16 protein-coding genes are annotated in these 16,112 nt (G+C 70.5%); 9 read left to right on the forward strand and 7 right to left on the reverse strand.

Annotation, left to right across the window (positions count from 1 at the left end):
- The first annotated feature begins 30 nt into the window (after nucleotides 1-30).
- Nucleotides 31-753, forward strand: coding sequence for a GntR family transcriptional regulator (locus BN1197_RS05615; RefSeq protein ID WP_245851833.1), 723 nt, complete (start codon nucleotides 31-33; stop codon nucleotides 751-753).
- Nucleotides 754-769: 16 nt separating this feature from the next.
- On the opposite strand, the gene BN1197_RS05620 is transcribed toward BN1197_RS05615, so the two are convergent.
- Nucleotides 770-1,480 carry a maleate cis-trans isomerase family protein gene (locus BN1197_RS05620; protein ID WP_040157038.1) on the reverse strand — a complete coding sequence of 237 codons (711 nt, stop codon included), beginning with the start codon at nucleotides 1,478-1,480 and terminating at the stop codon, nucleotides 770-772.
- Between the two features lie 114 nt (nucleotides 1,481-1,594).
- On the opposite strand from BN1197_RS05620, the gene BN1197_RS05625 reads away from it, so the two are divergent.
- The gene (locus tag BN1197_RS05625) at nucleotides 1,595-2,971 is read left to right on the forward strand and encodes an MFS transporter (protein ID WP_052466065.1); all 1,377 of its coding nucleotides are present in this window, start codon (nucleotides 1,595-1,597) and stop codon (nucleotides 2,969-2,971) included.
- A 30-nt stretch (nucleotides 2,972-3,001) separates the two neighbouring features.
- Here BN1197_RS05625 and BN1197_RS05630 read toward each other — a convergent pair whose 3' ends face one another.
- Nucleotides 3,002-3,730, reverse strand: a complete 729-nt coding sequence (locus tag BN1197_RS05630) for a maleate cis-trans isomerase family protein (RefSeq protein ID WP_040157040.1) — start codon at nucleotides 3,728-3,730, stop codon at nucleotides 3,002-3,004.
- A gap of 75 nt (nucleotides 3,731-3,805) precedes the next feature.
- On the opposite strand from BN1197_RS05630, the gene BN1197_RS05635 reads away from it, so the two are divergent.
- Both BN1197_RS05635 and BN1197_RS05640 read left to right on the forward strand, forming a co-directional pair.
- Entirely contained in the window at nucleotides 3,806-5,233 is a 1,428-nt protein-coding gene (locus tag BN1197_RS05635) for an amidase (protein WP_040157042.1), read from the forward strand.
- A 37-nt stretch (nucleotides 5,234-5,270) separates the two neighbouring features.
- Complete coding sequence (locus tag BN1197_RS05640) at nucleotides 5,271-5,777, forward strand: DUF3830 family protein (RefSeq protein ID WP_040157044.1); 507 nt, start codon at nucleotides 5,271-5,273, stop codon at nucleotides 5,775-5,777.
- 111 nt (nucleotides 5,778-5,888) lie between these two features.
- Here BN1197_RS05640 and BN1197_RS05645 read toward each other — a convergent pair whose 3' ends face one another.
- Complete coding sequence (locus BN1197_RS05645; protein WP_141397231.1) at nucleotides 5,889-6,455, reverse strand: hypothetical protein; 567 nt, start codon at nucleotides 6,453-6,455, stop codon at nucleotides 5,889-5,891.
- 197 nt (nucleotides 6,456-6,652) lie between these two features.
- Entirely contained in the window at nucleotides 6,653-7,078 is a 426-nt protein-coding gene (gene arfB / locus BN1197_RS05655; protein ID WP_040157049.1) for an alternative ribosome rescue aminoacyl-tRNA hydrolase ArfB, read from the reverse strand.
- 39 nt (nucleotides 7,079-7,117) lie between these two features.
- Between arfB and BN1197_RS05660 the strand changes: the two genes are divergently transcribed.
- Entirely contained in the window at nucleotides 7,118-7,735 is a 618-nt protein-coding gene (locus BN1197_RS05660; RefSeq protein ID WP_052466066.1) for a class I SAM-dependent methyltransferase, read from the forward strand.
- Nucleotides 7,736-7,881: 146 nt separating this feature from the next.
- Here BN1197_RS05660 and BN1197_RS05665 read toward each other — a convergent pair whose 3' ends face one another.
- The 3 genes from BN1197_RS05665 to BN1197_RS05675 form a co-directional block, all read right to left on the reverse strand.
- A complete protein-coding gene (locus tag BN1197_RS05665; RefSeq protein WP_082043660.1) occupies nucleotides 7,882-10,689 on the reverse strand; it encodes a multicopper oxidase domain-containing protein in 2,808 nt (935 codons plus the stop codon).
- Nucleotides 10,673-11,743: a hypothetical protein gene (locus BN1197_RS05670; RefSeq protein ID WP_040157051.1), complete on the reverse strand. Its 1,071-nt coding sequence runs from the start codon at nucleotides 11,741-11,743 to the stop codon at nucleotides 10,673-10,675. The genes BN1197_RS05665 and BN1197_RS05670 overlap by 17 nt, the downstream gene beginning before the upstream one ends.
- A 98-nt stretch (nucleotides 11,744-11,841) precedes the next feature.
- On the reverse strand, nucleotides 11,842-12,180 hold the full coding sequence (locus tag BN1197_RS05675) for a DUF2249 domain-containing protein (RefSeq protein WP_040157053.1): 339 nt from the start codon (nucleotides 12,178-12,180) through the stop codon (nucleotides 11,842-11,844).
- Between the two features lie 173 nt (nucleotides 12,181-12,353).
- Here BN1197_RS05675 and BN1197_RS05680 point away from each other — a divergent pair, with 173 nt between their 5' ends.
- The 4 genes from BN1197_RS05680 to BN1197_RS05695 all read left to right on the forward strand — a co-directional run bounded on the left by BN1197_RS05680 (nucleotide 12,354) and on the right by BN1197_RS05695 (nucleotide 16,033).
- Nucleotides 12,354-13,325, forward strand: a complete 972-nt coding sequence (locus BN1197_RS05680; protein WP_245851834.1) for an oxidoreductase — start codon at nucleotides 12,354-12,356, stop codon at nucleotides 13,323-13,325.
- A 59-nt stretch (nucleotides 13,326-13,384) separates the two neighbouring features.
- A complete protein-coding gene (locus BN1197_RS05685; protein ID WP_040157054.1) occupies nucleotides 13,385-13,807 on the forward strand; it encodes a DUF1810 domain-containing protein in 423 nt (140 codons plus the stop codon).
- A gap of 101 nt (nucleotides 13,808-13,908) precedes the next feature.
- Nucleotides 13,909-14,658, forward strand: coding sequence for a class I SAM-dependent methyltransferase (locus tag BN1197_RS05690; protein ID WP_040157056.1), 750 nt, complete (start codon nucleotides 13,909-13,911; stop codon nucleotides 14,656-14,658).
- 67 nt (nucleotides 14,659-14,725) lie between these two features.
- Entirely contained in the window at nucleotides 14,726-16,033 is a 1,308-nt protein-coding gene (locus BN1197_RS05695; protein ID WP_176489714.1) for an O-antigen ligase family protein, read from the forward strand.
- Nucleotides 16,034-16,112 lie beyond the last annotated feature (79 nt).

Consider the following 16,112-nt stretch of genomic DNA (forward strand, 5'->3'; position numbering starts at 1 on the left):
GAACGATCACGTGTGAGCAGGGGACGAGGCATGACGACCAGGAAGACCGCGAACAGGCGGGCGACGAGAACGCGCACCGAGGACATGCCGCTCTTCGCTCCGATCGTCCAGGACTCCACGCCCGCGCTGATCGCCCAGCAGCTTCGCGAGGCCATCGCCGAAGGCCGCTTCGTGCCCGGGCAACAGCTCCTCGAGACCTCACTCGCCGCGAGTCTCGGGGTGAGTCGGGGCCCCTTGCGTGAGGCGATGCAGCGGCTCACCCAGGAGGGGCTGCTCGTCGGCCACCGCAACCGCGGCCTGTTCGTCATGGACCTCGACGAGGCGACCGTGCGCGACATGTACCTCGCCCGCGGCGCGGTCGAACGCGCCGCCGTCGAGTGCCTCGTCGACACCGGCAACGGCCCGAGCGCGATCGCGCTGCTCGACATCGTCGCCGAGATGCGAGCCGAGGACGGCGCTCCGGACGGGCCCGAGATCGCCGCCCTCGACATGCGTTTTCATCAGCGTCTCGTCGCCCTCACCGGGAGTCCGCGGCTCGTGCGCATGCACGACACCCTGCTCACCCAGGTGCGCCTGTGCCTTGCCCGGATGCAGGCGACGTACGACGACACCGAGATCCGGGCCTCCGAGCACGAGGCCATCGCCCGCGCGATCGTCGACGGCGACAAGGCCCGTGCGACCGGCCTCCTGGCCGAGCACATGAACGACGGCCTGCGCCGCGTCCTCGCCGTGCTCGAGGCGGAGGACGCCTGACCAGGGCTCGGGCATCTCAGGGCATCCGGAACAAGCGCCCGAGGCCGTCGGTGAGCGCCGAATGACCCGCTAGCCTCAAGCCCTGCCATGCGGTGACCGCGTTGGCGGTGAGCACGATCGTGTCGAGCTCGGCCTCGAGGGATTCGATGAGGTCCACGGTGTGGAGCGCGGTGTCGGGGACGAGCACGGCGTCGACGCCATCCTCGTGGCCGGCGCAGATCATCGCTCTCACCTGCCGGGGGTCGAGGCGTCCCGCGTCCTCCCCGGAGGCCACGTCGTGACTGGCGGCGTCGACCACCGTCACGTCCGACCGGTTCAGGACGGCCACGAAGTGCGCGCTCACGTCGGCCGGATACGTCGCGGCGAGTCGCACCTGACGAACGCCGAGGTGTCGGGCCGCCGCGACGAACGCCAGGGTGGTCGAGGAGGCGGGGGCCCCCGATGCCTCGGAGACCCACCCCGCCTGCTCCTCGACGCGCTCGTCGAAGACGAAGCTGCCGGAGGTGCATGCCCACATCACGGCGTCGGGGCCGAGACGCCGAGCGGCGTTCGCGTGCGGCGACAGAACGTCGCGCGCGCCGAGGGCCAGCAACGACCGCACGTCGTGGTCGGTGGCCCCCTCCCACGTGTGGACGATCGGGAACGAGACGTCCACGAACCGCCGTTCGAGCGTGGCGTACTCGTCCTCGGCGCTGGACCCCGGGTAGAGCATGGCGACGGTGATCATCGAACCTCCCGGAGAATCCGACCGGCTGGACCCTTTTCACCGGAGTCTCACGAGGCTACGCTCCGATTGTCAACAATCCGACAGCGCAACGACGCGCACTCCGGAGGTTCCCCCATGACCAGCGCACCACCGCCCGCGGCCAGGCCGCAGACGGATGTCCCCCCCTCGCTGCTGCGGCGGGCCATCGCGGCCTCGGCCATCGGAAATGCGGTCGAATGGTTCGACTACGGCATCTACGCCTACGGAACCACCTATATCGCGGCCGCACTCTTTCCCGAGCATGCGACGAACGCGATGATCTTCACGCTGCTCGGCTTCGCGGTGTCGTTCCTCATGCGTCCCATCGGCGGACTGTTCTGGGGTCCGCTGGGCGACAAGGTCGGTCGCAAGAAGGTCCTCGCGATCACCATCATCATCATGGCCGCCGCGACCTTCTGCATCGGCCTGCTGCCGAGTTACACGATGATCGGGATCTGGGCGCCGGTGCTGCTCTACACGTTCCGCATCATCCAGGGGTTCTCGACCGGCGGTGAGTACGGCGGCGCGGCGACCTTCATGGCCGAGTACGCCCCCGACCGACGCCGCGGCTTCTACGGCAGCTTCCTCGAGGTCGGCACCCTCGCCGGATTCAACGGCGGCGCGCTGCTCATGCTGCTCATGATCGGCCTCACCGACGACCAGCAGATGCACGACTGGGGCTGGCGGGTGCCGTTCCTCGTCGCCGGCCCGCTCGGGATCATCGGCATCTACCTGAGGTCGAAGATGGAGGACACGCCCGTCTTCCAGGAGCTCGCAGAGAAGGGCGAGGAGGCCGACACCGGCCGTCAGACCCTCAAGGAGCTCTTCACGCGCTTCTGGCGTCCACTGCTCGTGCTCGGTGGCCTCGTCATCGCCGTCAACGTCATCAACTACACGCTGCTGTCGTACACCCCGACGTACCTGCAGAGCGTCATCAACCTCTCCGACGAGCATGCGCTCATCGTGCCGATCATCGGCCAGCTCATCATGATGTTGCTGTTGCCGCTGGTCGGCGGGCTCTCCGACCGGGTGGGGCGCAAACCGCTGTGGCTGTTCTCGCTCGTCGGCACGATCGTGCTCGCCTACCCGATGTATCGGTTCATGGCGACGTCGTTCGCCTCGGCGATCATCGCATTCACGGTGCTCGGGCTGCTGTACACGCCGCAGCTCGCGACGATCTCGGCCACCTTCCCCGCGATGTTCCCGACACACGTGCGCTACGCGGGCCTGGCACTCGGGTACAACATCTCGACCTCGCTGTTCGGTGGCACGGCGGGGCTCGTCAACGAGTGGCTCATCGGACGGACCGGCGACACCCTCTGGCCCGCGTACTACACGATCGGTGCATGCCTCGTCGGCCTCGTCTGCTGGTTCTTCATGATCGAGACCAAGGGCCAATCCCTGCGCGGCACTCAGGTACCCGGTACGGCCGAGGCACACGAGGAACAGGCACGTCTCGCCGGAACGCACTGAGACGCCGTTCGGCGGTCACGACTCCCGCGATCACAGCTCCAGCAGTCGGCCGGCGCCTTCGGGGCGCCGGCCGACCGCGCGTAGGGCGGCCCACATCGTCACGTGGCTCGCCGTGAGCACGGGGATGCCGAGCTCGGTCTCGAGCGGCGCGATGAGGTCATAGCTCGCGAGGTTGGTGCACGAGAGGAACAGGGCCTCGGTGCCCGAACCTGCCTTCGCGGCCGCGATCGCGAGCCTCGCCGTCGTCGTGTAGTCGACGGTCCAGATGTGACCGGCGAGGCCGAGGTGCCGAGCGGCGGTGACCTCGACGCCGGCATCCGCCAGGTACGCGACGAGCAACCCCGTGATCTCGTCGTCGTACGGAGTCGCGATGGCGACGCGCGCGACGTCGAGGGCGTCGATCGCGGCGAGCAGGGATCCGCTCGTCGTCACCGCGTGGGGAAATCCGGCGTCCCGCATCGCCTCGACGAGTCGACGCTCTCCGGCCGCGCCGTGCACGAAGCTGCCCGACGTGCAGAGGTAGGCGCACACCGGCGCCTGCGTCATGCGGACCTCAGCGGCGAGGGCCCGCACGATGCCGGCCTCCGCGAGATCCGTGGCCTGCTCGCGACTGACCGGGAACGGCGAGGTCGGTGAGCGGGTGATGGCGAGGGAGACGTCGTGCGGTGCCCAGCGCCACAGCTCGCGATCGAGCGCGAAGTCATAGGGGGCGATGACGCCGACCGTGGCGTCGAGGATCGGAGTAGGCGGCACCTGCATGGGCGATGATGTGCCAGATTGTTGACAATCGGCAATCCCCGTTCATAGCGTGGGCATCCCGGTGAAAGGACGCCCATGAACGCGACGGACGACGCCCGCACCTCGCTGGCCGAACACGAGGCGCACGTTCTCGTCCGCCGCTTCGGCGCGGGAGAGACGACGCCATCGGAGGCACTGGCCACCGCGCTCGCGATCATCGGGGCCCACGACGACTCCGTGCACGCCATGGTCCTCACCGACGCCGGGTCCGCGCAGCGCGCCGCCGCCGCGGCGGACGAGAGATGGGCTGCCGGTAGGCCGGCGGGCCCGCTCGACGGTGTCCCGATGACGATCAAGGACATGCTGCTCACGCGGGGTTGGCCCACACGCAAGGGCAGCACGCTCATCGGTGCGAACGGCCCGTGGGAGGAGGACGCCCCCGCGGTCGCCCGCCTGCGCGACGCCGGCGCGGTGTTCCTCGGCAAGAACACGACACCGGAGTTCGCCTGGAAGGGCGTCACCGACTCCCTGCTCGAGGGCTCGACCGGCAACCCGTGGGGCGCAGGCCTCACGAGCGGCGGCAGTAGTGGCGGTGCGGCGACGGCGGTGGGTCTCGGGATGGGGTCGGTCTCGGTGGGCACCGACGGAGGTGGTTCGGTGCGGATCCCGGCGTCGTTCACGGGCACGGTCGCCCTCAAGCCGACGTTCGGTCTCATCCCCATCTATCCGCCCAGCGCCTACGGAACCCTGTCGCACGCGGGGCCGATGACCCGGAGCGTCACCGATGCGGCGCTGCTCATGGACGTCATCACCGGTGGCGACCCCCGCGACTGGTTCGCGATGCCGACACCGTCCGGTTCCTACCTCGACGGCCTCGACGAGGGGATCGAGGGTCTGCGTGTCGCGTTCTCACCCACGCTCGGCGGCCTCGGCGAGAACGACCCGGAGGTCGAGGCCGCCGTCCGTGCGGCGGTCGACGTGCTCGCCGGCCTCGGAGCGCGGGTGGAGGAGGTCGACCCCGAACTGCCCGATGGCACCGACGCCTTTCACCTCTTGTGGTTCACCGGAGCGAGCAAGGTGCTCGAGGGATTCGGGCCGGGCGCACTCGACCGTGTCGACCCGCTGCTCGCGGAGAACGTCCGGCGCCACGCGGAGACGAGCGCGTCGTCCTACCTCGACGCGACGACGATGCGTATGGACATGGGCGTCGTGATGGGTCGGTTCCACGAGATGTACGACGTCCTCGTCACCCCAACGATGCCGATCGCCGCGTTCCCGCGAGGCCAGAACTCGCCGGACGGCTGGCCCTTCCCGCTGTGGACGTCGTGGACGCCGTACACCTACCCGTTCAACATGACGATGCAGCCGGCGCTCACCGTGCCGTGCGGGTTCACCTCCGACGAGCGGCCGGTGGGGCTGCAGATCGTCGGGCCCCGGCACGCGGACCGGCTCGTCCTGCGCGCTGGTCGCGCGTACGAGGCGGCCACGCCGTGGCACGAGGCGGTGCCGACGCTGCTGCGATGAGGCGGATGTACCAGTACAACTCTGCGAAGGAGTCCCGATGACCCGTTACGTGACGATCACTCTGGAGAAGCGCGGCGTGACGTGCACGGCACGACTCCTCGACGATGCCGCGCCTCGCACCGCGAACGCCGTGTGGGAGGCACTGCCGCTCTCGGCCCAGGTCTACCACGGCAAGTACGCACGGAACGAGATCTACGCCCTGCACCCGCAGTTCGCCGAGCAGGATCCGGGGCCGGAGAACACGACCGTCACGCCGATCCCGGGCGACGTCTGCTGGTTCACGTTCAGTGGCGACGATCTCGGCAACCCGGCCTACGGGTACGAGAAGGAGTCCGAACACCGGCAGACCTCGCAGATCGTCGACCTCGCCTTGTTCTACGGCCGCAACAACCTCCTCATCAACGGCGATCAGGGTTGGGTGCCCGGCAACGTATTCGCCACGATCACTGACGGCTTCGACGACCTGGCCGCCGCCTGCCAGGACCTGTGGATGGGCGGCGCCCGCGGCGAGATCTTGACCTTCGCTCGAGGGCGCGAGGAGTGAGGCCACCACACCCCTCGCTGGCACAGCGGTGTCCCACATGGGCGGCCGCGCTCCTCAGATCCGCATCGGACCCCTCAGATCCGAGGAGTCCGGCCGGCCTATAAGGGGTGGTCACCAGGTGCGATAGGAGCCCTTCGAGAGGAAGAAGCCGTGTCGCTTGGTGTTCGTGCACGTCACCCCGGTCTTGGTGGAGACACAGGTCGTGTCGGCCAGCTTGAGCGCCGTGCCGTAGCGCAGACCGGCCCGCCGCATTCCGTGGGTGCGGACGACGACATCGCGCTTGGCCGAGAACCACCGCGTGGCCGACCTGTTCGACAACGCTGCAGTGCCCAGCGCGGTGTCACCTGCGCACAGGATGACTCCCCGGCCGCCGAACAGGTAGAGGGCGTGGCCGTAGTCGACTTCGCATGTCCTGGGCTTCTTGACCTTCCAGGTGCGATTCGTGATGTCGCAACGCACGTCAGCGCGTCCCCGCTTCACGACCGTCATGTCGCAAGTGATGTTGCCCGACGGTGTCGTGAAGGCAGCCTCGTTGCCGCGCGCCGTGATCGTGCGGACCTTCGCGGCGCTCTTCGAGGTGGACGCCGGATGGGTGCCGGCCGAGGCTGCGGGGATGCCTACGGATGTCAGGGCCAGCGCCGCGGATGCGGCGGCCGCGAGTAGGACGCGAGTGTTCATGGTGATTCCCCTCGTGTAGTCGAGGTGTCGCCGGTCAGCCCCCTGCGTCATGTGCGAACACCTCGCGAATACCGTACGCACCGAAATCTCCCGCGGTGCGCGAACACGCAGCCGAGTCCGAATGCCTGAGAACGAGGCGGTCGCTCGAACAGGCTCTTTCACCCCCTCTATCGGATGAAAGAGCCTGTTCGAGCGGTTCAATCCTGGGGTCGGCCGCGGCCTCGCTTGATCTCCGAGCGGCGTTTCTTGCCGGCGAGGCGGCGTTCCTGGGATCCGCGGGTCGGGCGCGTCGCGCGGCGGGGCGGTTGAGGGGGTGCGATGGCCTCGCGGAGGAGTTGGGCGAGCCGCTCTCGGGCTGCCCGACGGTTGGCGAGCTGGCTACGGTGTTCGGCGACCGCGAGCGTGAGCTGCCCGTCGACGAGACGGCGGGCGAGGCGAGCGAGCGCGCGCTGCCGCAGCGGCTCCGGCAGCGACGGCGAGCCGGCCACGTCGAACGTCAGCTCCACGCGCGAGTCCGCGGTGTTGACACCCTGGCCGCCGGGTCCGGAGGAATGGGAGAAGCGTTCGCGCAGCTCGGAGGCGGGAATGCGCACCCGATCGCTCACCACCAGCTCGCCGTCCATGCCGCAATCCTCTCAAGCGGGCATGGCTACGCTGACCGCATGGCCACAGACTTCGACGCCGCGGCAGCCGAGTGGGACACCCCGGAGAAGGTCGAACGATCCCGGGTGCTCGCGCACGAGATCCTCCGGCGGGTGCCGGTGCAGCAGGACTGGGTCGCCCTCGACGTGGGTGCGGGCACGGGCCAGTTGAGCTGGGTGGTGGGTCCGCACGTGGCCCGGATGATCGTCACCGACCCCTCCGGCGGGATGCTCGACGTCGCACGCACCCGCGCCGAGGACGACCCCGACCGCTACGACGTGCGGCAGGTCGACCTCACGAGCGAACCGCTCGGGGAGAAGGTCGACCTCGTCATCAGCGCGATGACCCTGCACCACGTGCCCGATACCCAGGCCCTCCTCCAGGCTCTGCGCGAGACGCTGTACCCCGGTGGCTGGATCGCGCTCGCCGATCTCGACGCCGACCCCGAGAACCTCTTCCACGACGACGACCACGACGGGCACCGCGGCATCGACCGCGACGACCTCGCGGCCCGGTTGCGCGACCTCGGATTCGACGATGTCACCACCGAGACCGCTGCGACCGTGTTCAAGAACAAACACGGCATCGAGCGCGAGTTCAGCGTCTTCCTCGCGACGGGCCGACTCCCGCGTACCTGAGGCGATTGGCGGTCAGGTCCCCGGCACCGCTCGACAACGGGCCTCGAGCTACGACGCGGACGACACCCACACGATCCGCGTGTTCCCGAGTTCAAATCTGCTCACGTGTTCACGTGAAATGAACACGTGAGCAGATTGAACACTCGTCAGTCGGTGACCTTCACGACCCCGTGAGCGCCCTGTTCGGCGTCGCTCATGAGGTGCGAGACGACGGGGTAGTGGCCGGCCTCCGGGAAGGTGAGCTCGACGAATCCACCCTGGGCCGGCTGGAGGGCGAGCGCCTGGGAGCCGCCGCCGGTGCTGCCGAACGCGTCCTTGCCCCTCTTGAGCAGGTAGGCGCCCTCGGAGTAGACGGTGTCGAACTGGCCGCCGACGACGTGCAGGCTGCTCGCGACGTTCGGGCCGAGGTCGACACCCCAGATGCGGACGCGCTCGCCGACCTTGCTCGTGAGGGGGAACTGGTCGTACTGGTTGGCGATGCCGTTGAACGTGACGAAGTCGTGGGTGCGGTTGCCGATCTTCGTCGCGTCGACGTCGACGGCCTGATCGGCCGAGCCCGCCGCCTTACCCTGCGCGTCGGTGGCGACGTACGCCTCCGACTGCACGAGCACGTAACTGTGATCGACCGCCGGCAGATCCTTGGGCTCGATGACGACCGCGCCCGCCATGCCCGCGGCGATGTGGCTCGACATCGGGTGGGTGGAGCAGTGGTACATCCACGCGCCCGCACGTCCGGCGGTGAATCGGTAGACGAGGGACTCACCCGGGGCGATCGTGCGCATCGGCTTGTCGGGGGCGAGGGCGCCCGCGTGGAAGTCGATCGAGTGCCCCATCGTGCCGTCGTTCTTCAACGTGATCTCGAAGATGTCGCCGACCCGGCCGTGCAGGGTGGGCCCGAGGTGGCCGTCGTTGAACGTCCACCGTCGCTGCCAGACGCCGGGGGCGACCTCGAGCGGGATCTCCGTGGCCGTGAGCGTGAGCCGGTGGAGCGTCGGCGAGCCGTCGGAGTTCGCGGGCGGCAGCGGCGCGAGGCGCGGGTCGACGTGCGTCGTGAGCTTCGCGTCGGGCACGGCCATGACCCGGTTCGTCGTGCCGGGGGCCATCCCTGACATGCCGGCCATGCCGGACATGTCGTGGCCTCCGTGCTGGCCGCCCTGCGCGGCGTTCGCATCGGACGCGGCTGCGTCACCGCCGTTGACGAGGACGTCGAACACCATTCCCATCTGCCGGTGACCGGCGATGCTGCACCAGCCCTGGGTGGCGGCACCGATGACTCCGGCGTCGACCTCGGCGCGCTCACCGGGGGCGAGGCGCCCGGAGTCCGCGCCGGCGATGACGAGGTCGTGGACCTGGGCGGGGTCGTCGTTGACGAGGTCGATGACGAGGCGGTCACCCGCGTTCACCGTGACGCTCGCCGGCTCGAAGCGCATGTCCTTCGCGCTCACCGAGATTCGCACCGTCTGCCCGGTCGCCGGTGCCGTGCCACCGGCGGCGGCCCCGAGGGCTCCCGGGGTGGCGAAGCCGGCCCCGGCGGGGTCGACGCCGATGCCGAGGACGATCGCGAGTCCGAGCACCGAGAGGCTGGTCACGAGCTGGCCGGCCGACCAGAACGGCGTGCGGCTCTCTCGTGGGGCACCGCCGGTGACCGGCTCGCCGAGTTCGACGGCCCTCTTGGCGCGCGCGTTCGTGCGCAGGCCGCGGAACACCAGGGGCAGGAACCACACGAGGCCGATGAGCCCGACGAGCGAGGTCGTCACGCTCACCCAGCTCGGGACGGGGAGGAGCAGGAACAGCAGGCCGCCGTTGACGAGGACGAGACGCAGGGTCGCGTGGCGGTCGAACTCCGCGATCGTCGCGCGGACGACGGCCGGGCCACCGCCGAGGACGGTCGGGATGAGGTAGCTGAGGGCCCCCATGAGGATCTGCAGGGCGACACCGACCGCGGCGACGCCCGCCACCGGGGTCATGCGGTCGACGACCGAGGCCCACCCGCTGTCGCCGGGGCCGGCCGTCGCGAGGATCCACCCCACCCACAGCAGCCCGACGACGGCCCACGGCAGCGACGCGGCGACCGACGCGGGCGCGAACTCGCGCGGTGGCTTGGTGCGCAACGGGGCGAGGATCGCGCGACCCCACCAGGCGACTCCGCCGGTGTAGACGAGCAGGCCGAGCAGCGAGACCGGCATGATCCCCGAGAGCGCGCCGCCGAGGAGGGTGACGAGCCCGATGAGCAGCAGCGGCAGGGCCTGACGGGCGAACGCATCGGCCCGCGGATCCATGCGCGTGCGCAGCAGCGTCGGCCAGAACGTGACGAGCGTGCCGAGGATCGTCAGCCCCACCCAGCCGAGGAGGTTGGCCATCGTGTGGGCGAGAAGGAGTCGGCCGTGCCACGACCCGGGCGCGCCACCGGGGATCGAGGCGAGCAGGCCGCCGAACGTCGCCCCGACCGCGAGGCTCAGCCCCGCGGCGAGGTAGTAGTGGATCGTCACGCGGAAGCGCCCGGGCAGGGAGCCGCGCAGCATCTGCCAGAGCACCGCCACGTGCCAGAGCACGGCGAGCCCGACGAGCGTCGCGCCCGCGGCCGCGAGGGGACCGATGCCCGCGGGGACGCCGACGAGCACGAGCGTCGCGCCGGCGAGCACCATGACGATGCGGATCGACTGCTCCCGGCGAGAGGCCTCGGTCTGGGGCGTCTTGAGCAGGGCGTCGGCGAAGTAGCGGCTCCACACGAGGATCGCGTGGGTGAGCGCACCGAGCAGCACGAGGTGGATCATCAGCCACGTCGACTCCGGGATGAATCGGTGCCCCAGCGACACGGCAGCGGCCGCGACCAGCCAGAACACGGACGGGTAGTCGCGCAGCGGCCAGCGGCGTCGTCGCAGGTCAGGGGTCTGCGCGGGGGAGTCGGAACCGCGGAGGGGGATGCGGGTGCCGAGGTCAGTGGGTGCGGGCACGATGAGTCACCACCAGGACGAACGAGACGAGCATGAACACGAGAAGGGAGACGACCGTGACGACCGAGCCGGCCTGCCACACGGGCTCGGCGGGCAGGCCGAGAGCGACGGCGGCGTCGGCGCCGAACCGCAGCGCGAGACCCGCGTGGAGCAGGAGGAGTGGCAGCCACGAGACGGGGCGATACGGCAACTGACGGCCGAGCACCGCGGGCAGGATGATCGGCGCGTGGGCCATGACCATCGAGACGGCGAAACCGAGGAAGACGCCGTGGACGGTGACGTCGTAGGCGGGCTGCGCGGCGGGGACGCCGACGACCAGCCAGGCGGCGCCGGCGAGTGCGAGCCAGACGTACCCGAGCAGGAGGGCGGCGGCGTTGAACCGGCGCAGGCCGTCGGTGCGGATGAAGCGACGAGCGACGTCGTCCCGCATCAGCCACAGGGCGAGAGCGAGCATCGCGGCGCCGAAGACCCGGGTCCCGATCTGGGGGAGGACCACCGAGAGCAGCGCCGCGAACGTCATCGTCCCGCCGAGGACGAGCAGCCGGGTGGGCGCGGCGGGGCCGAGGGTGAGGATCGCGAGCTCGGTGCGTTCGGAGGCGATCGTGAGGACGACGAACGTCGCGAGCAGGCAGGCGATCGCGGGTAGCGGCGCCCACAGCCACAGGATCGCGGCGAGCAGGGCGGCGACCGCCGAGAGGCCCTCGACCGCAACGACAGTCGCGTGGGCGCGCTGCCACAACGCCACGTAGACCGCGACGAACACGAGAGCGCCCTGCACGAGCAGGAGCGCTCCGACGATCGGCGGGGCACCGAGAACGAGGGCCAGGCTGCCCGCGGCGAGCGTCGCCGGTGCGAGCAGCGCCCACGAACGACCGAGCGACTGGGCGCGCTCGAGCGAGATCACGGTGCCGAGGAAGCCGAGCACCATGACCACGCCGTGCAGCATTCCCAGACGCGACGACTCGACCGGCGCCCACACGCCCACGCGCACCAGGGCCGCGTCGAGGCCGGCGAGCAGACTGGCGCCGCCGAGGGCGAGGAGGGCGGTCCGCACGCGAGGGGTGTTCGCGCGCGAACGGGTGGGATGCGACGACCGGCGCCCTGCTGCCGGTGTCACACCGGAGGCAGGGCGCGAGAAGGTCTGGGCAGTGGTCAGGGCGCGACCTTGGTGAACGTGACGCGGACGCCATCACCTGCGGCGATGTCGGCCTCGCGGTCGATGTAGCCGATCTCGACGGAGTCGCCGAAGGCGTCGCGCACCTGGTCGAGCAGCGGCAGCGGGTCGTGCGGTGCGTGGAGGATCATGGCGGCGCCGGGGCGCACCTGCGAGATCGCCCCGAGGATCGCGCCGTGGCGGATCGCGCCCGGGATGACACGAGCGTCGAGAACGGGCAGGTCACCGTGGTTGCAGCCACAGCCGCAGCCGCCACCATCGCTGGTGGCGCCGGGGTTCGCGGCGGGCTTCTCGGTGAGGGGGATCTGCTGGGTCATGGGGTCTCCTCGACGGGCGCGTGTGTGGGTCGTTCTCCGTTCGATCCAATTATTACAGTCCACGGCGTGAAAAATAAGTGGGGACGTCGAGTGCGGAGCGCGGTGTGCCTCACATTCGGGCCTCGTTCCCCGTCTTCGGTCCACCACCTGGACGCTCGTCTCGCCTCCTGACCGTGACGCCCGAGGTCGCGGCGGCAGGTGTGGTGCTCGCCTCGCGTCAGGGGGTGCGGGTGCGCAAGGCTGGGCGCATGAAGCCGTGGACCGTAGCCGACATCCCCGACCAGACCGGCCGCGTGGCGGTCGTCACCGGCGCGAACTCCGGAATCGGACTCGTCGCCGCACGCGAGCTGGCCGAGGCCGGCGCGTACGTCGTCATGGCCTGCCGCAACCTCGACAAGGCGAACGAGGCGCGGAGCACGGTGCCTGGCGGCGACGACCACTCCGAGGTGCGACACCTCGACCTCGCCGACCTCGACAGCGTGCGGGCCTTCGCCGACGGCGTCTCCGACTGGCGCATCGACGTGCTCATCAACAACGCCGGCGTCATGGCGATCCCCGAACAGCGCACCGCCCAGGGGCACGAGATGCAGTTCGGGGTCAACGTGCTCGGCCACTTCCTGCTCACGTCGCTGCTACTGCCCAAGTTGACCGACCGGGTCGTCTGGCTGAGTTCACTCGCGCATCGCTGGGGCGGCCTCGATCTCGACGACCTCGATTGGCGCCGCCGCCCGTACTCGCGGTGGAAGGCCTACGGCGCGAGCAAACTCGGCGACCTCCTGCTCGCCTACGAGTTGCAGCGACGACTGCTCCGCGTGGGGTCGGGCCTGCGGTCGATGGCCGCGCACCCCGGCACGGCGGCCACCGCGCTCTTCAGCCACACGGGGATCATCCCGTTCGGTCGAGTGGCGGAGCGTCTCGTCCCGGTCCTCGGGCAGTCGGCGGAGGCCGGCGCCCTGCCCGAGCTCTACGCCGCGACGATCCCCGACCTGCCGGGCGGCAGCTACATCGGCCCCCACGCGGCCCGCGAATGGCGGGGCCACCCCCGTCCCGTCGGGTCGAGCATGTCTTCGCACGACCGCGACCTCGCCGCCGCGCTGTGGGACAGGTGCGAGGAGATGTCGGGCTCTGGGCCCTGGCCGCGCTGAGAGCCGCGCGCCGACCCGCCGGAGCTGCGCCCGGCATGGGGTACTTGCAGTATGGAGTCATGAGCTACGACCTCGAACGGTTCGTCTCCGCGCAGGACGAAGGCACCTACGACCAGGCGCTCGCCGAACTGCGGGCCGGGCGCAAGACGAGCCACTGGATGTGGTTCGTGTTTCCGCAGATCGCAGGGCTGGGCAGCAGCCCCATGGCGCAGAAATATGCGATCGCCGGGGCGGACGAGGCACGCGCCTACCTCGCCCATCCCGTGCTCGGTCCTCGTCTGGCGGAGGCGAGCCGGGCCGCACTGGAGTCGGGCACGACCGACCCCGACGTTCTCCTCGGTGGCATCGACGCGATGAAGTTCCGCAGCTCGATGACGTTGTTCCAGGCCGTATCGGACGACGACGCGCAGGCCCTGTTCACCGACGTACTCGAGACGTTCTACGGAGGCGAGCCCGACCCCGAGACCCTGAACCGCCTCTGATCCCGCCCCCCGACAAGGCTCGAACAGGCGCCTTCACCCGCGCCCGGACAGGGTCCGGGCAACGACGACGACCCTGCCGTCCGGGTGGCTAGGTTGGGCGCGTGGGGGTTGAGGACGAACGGCGGCGACTCGGTGGCGCCTTCGCGGAGGGCGGCGCCGCGTACGCCCGACTGCGGCCGAGCTACCCGCGCGAGGCCGTGGCGTGGATGATCGCCGAAGTACCGCCCGGGGTCGTCGCCGATGTCGGTGCGGGCACGGGCAAGCTCACGCGGCTGCTCGTCGACCTCGAACGGGACGTCGTCGCGGTCGAGCCCAGCACCGACATGGCGATGCAGCTGCGTGAGGGGCTCCCCGCGGTCGACGTCCGCGTGGGTAGCGGTGAGTCGACCGGTCTCGACGACGCGTCGGCGGCTGCCGTCTGCTACGGGCAGGCCTGGCACTGGGTCGAACCGGGGCAGGGCACGACCGAGGCCGCCCGCGTTCTGCGCCCGGGCGGGGTGCTCGGGCTCGTCTGGAACTACATGGACACCGGCGATTCGCGGGTCGACGCCGTCAACCAGGCCATGCACGTTCTCGACCCCGGAGTGCTCGACAAGTCCGAGAGTGCCGGCGACGTCGGGGCCCCGTTCGGCCACCACGAGAACCGCGAGTTCCGTTGGGCTTGGTCGATGACGACGAGCGATCTCGCCGAACTCGTCACCACCCGCAGCTACTACCTGGCCCGACCCGAGCCGGAGCGTGCCGAGATCCGCGCCGCGGTCACGGCGGCCGTCGAGCAGCACTTCGGCCCGGCCGGCGCGAACGTCGAACTGCCACAGGTCACGTCGGTGCACCGCTTCCTCCGGCCCTGACGCGACGCGTCGTCGTCGGGAGATGCCCACCGGTGGTTCACCTCGTGTCCCGACGGTGGTCATCGTCATGGGGGACAACGGAAACGTGCCGATCCTTGCCCTCATCGCTCTCGCCCTCGTCGTGCTCGATGCCGTGGCCGACGTGCTCCCCGACGCCTCCCTCTTCTGGGTGGTGACGCCGGTGCGGCTGGTGATCGTGGTGGGGCTGCTCGCGCTCGCGGCGACGGTGCGGCGCGTCGACACCTCCGCGCTGAGGTGGCGGTGGCCGTTCGACCTGTGCGCTCTCGCACTACTGGCCGCGGCGGCGATCCCGGCGTACGTCTACGACGGGTGGTCGGAGTGGCGGGGGTTGCTCACGTCCGTCGCCGTCGCGTACCTGGCCGCGGGAGTGCTGCGCAGCAGCGCCGAGTCGTGGCGAGCCGTCACCCTCCTGGCGTTCGGGGCCGTCGCCACCGCCGGTCTCACCGGTCTGCGCCAGACGGTCCAGGGCATCCCGACCGGATTCTGCCGCGGGGCCCTCGACGGCAGCTCCGACTCGTGCGGCCACCCCGACGTGTACATGCGTGCCATCGGCACTTTCGGCAACCCCAACCTCCTCGCCGCGTTCCTCGTGCTCATGCTGCCGCTGGCCGTGGCGTACGCGGCGGGGCACACCCAGCGGAACTCCCGCGCCGTCGCCTACCTCGTCGCCGCGGCCGGTGTCGCGGGCGTCCTCGCCACCGGATCCCGCGCGGGGATGCTCGCCCTGCTGGCCTCGCTGGTCGCCTTCGTCATCCTGCGTCGCCCCACGACCACCCGGCTCGTCGCGGGTGCGGCCGGCGCCGTGGTCGCTCTCACCGCTGCCGGGATCGCGATCGCCGTCGGTGGCCGGATCGGAGTGCGCGCCGACGTGTGGGCCGCCGCCGTGGAGCTCGTCCGGCAGCACCCTCTCGGCGTCGGCGTCGGCCGCACCGGCAATCTCCTCGCGGCCCGGGTGCCCGGCGACGAGGAGTTCCAACACGCCCACAACCTGTGGCTCGACATGCTCCTCGCCGCCGGCCCCGTCGGACTGCTCGCCACCATCGGCCTCACGGTCTTCGCGGCGGCCTGCGTCATCCGTGCTGCGCGTCGGGGTTCGGCCGCCGGAGTCGCCCTCGGCTGTGCGCTCACCGCGTTCGCCGTGTTCTGCCTGCTCGACAACCCCGTCAACGCGATCCGCAACGCGACCGCGGCCTGGTTCGTCCTCGGTCTCGCGGTCGCCGCGGGTCACGGGGTGCGCCACCGCCGCAGCCTCGAGGTCTTCCGACCCGAGGATCGCGAGACCGCCTCGGCCGCCGACGACCACGCACCGACCGTCCGGCACGGCGCGAGCAGGATCTCGCGCGAGTCAGTCTGAGGCGGGCGGCCCGCAGGGTTCGAACAGCACGACGCCCCACCGGTCGAGCCGGTGGGGCGTCGCGTGAGTGACCGTCAGG

The sequence above is a fragment of the Mobilicoccus massiliensis genome, assembly GCF_000826525.2.
GTDB lineage: Bacteria > Actinomycetota > Actinomycetes > Actinomycetales > Dermatophilaceae > Mobilicoccus > Mobilicoccus massiliensis.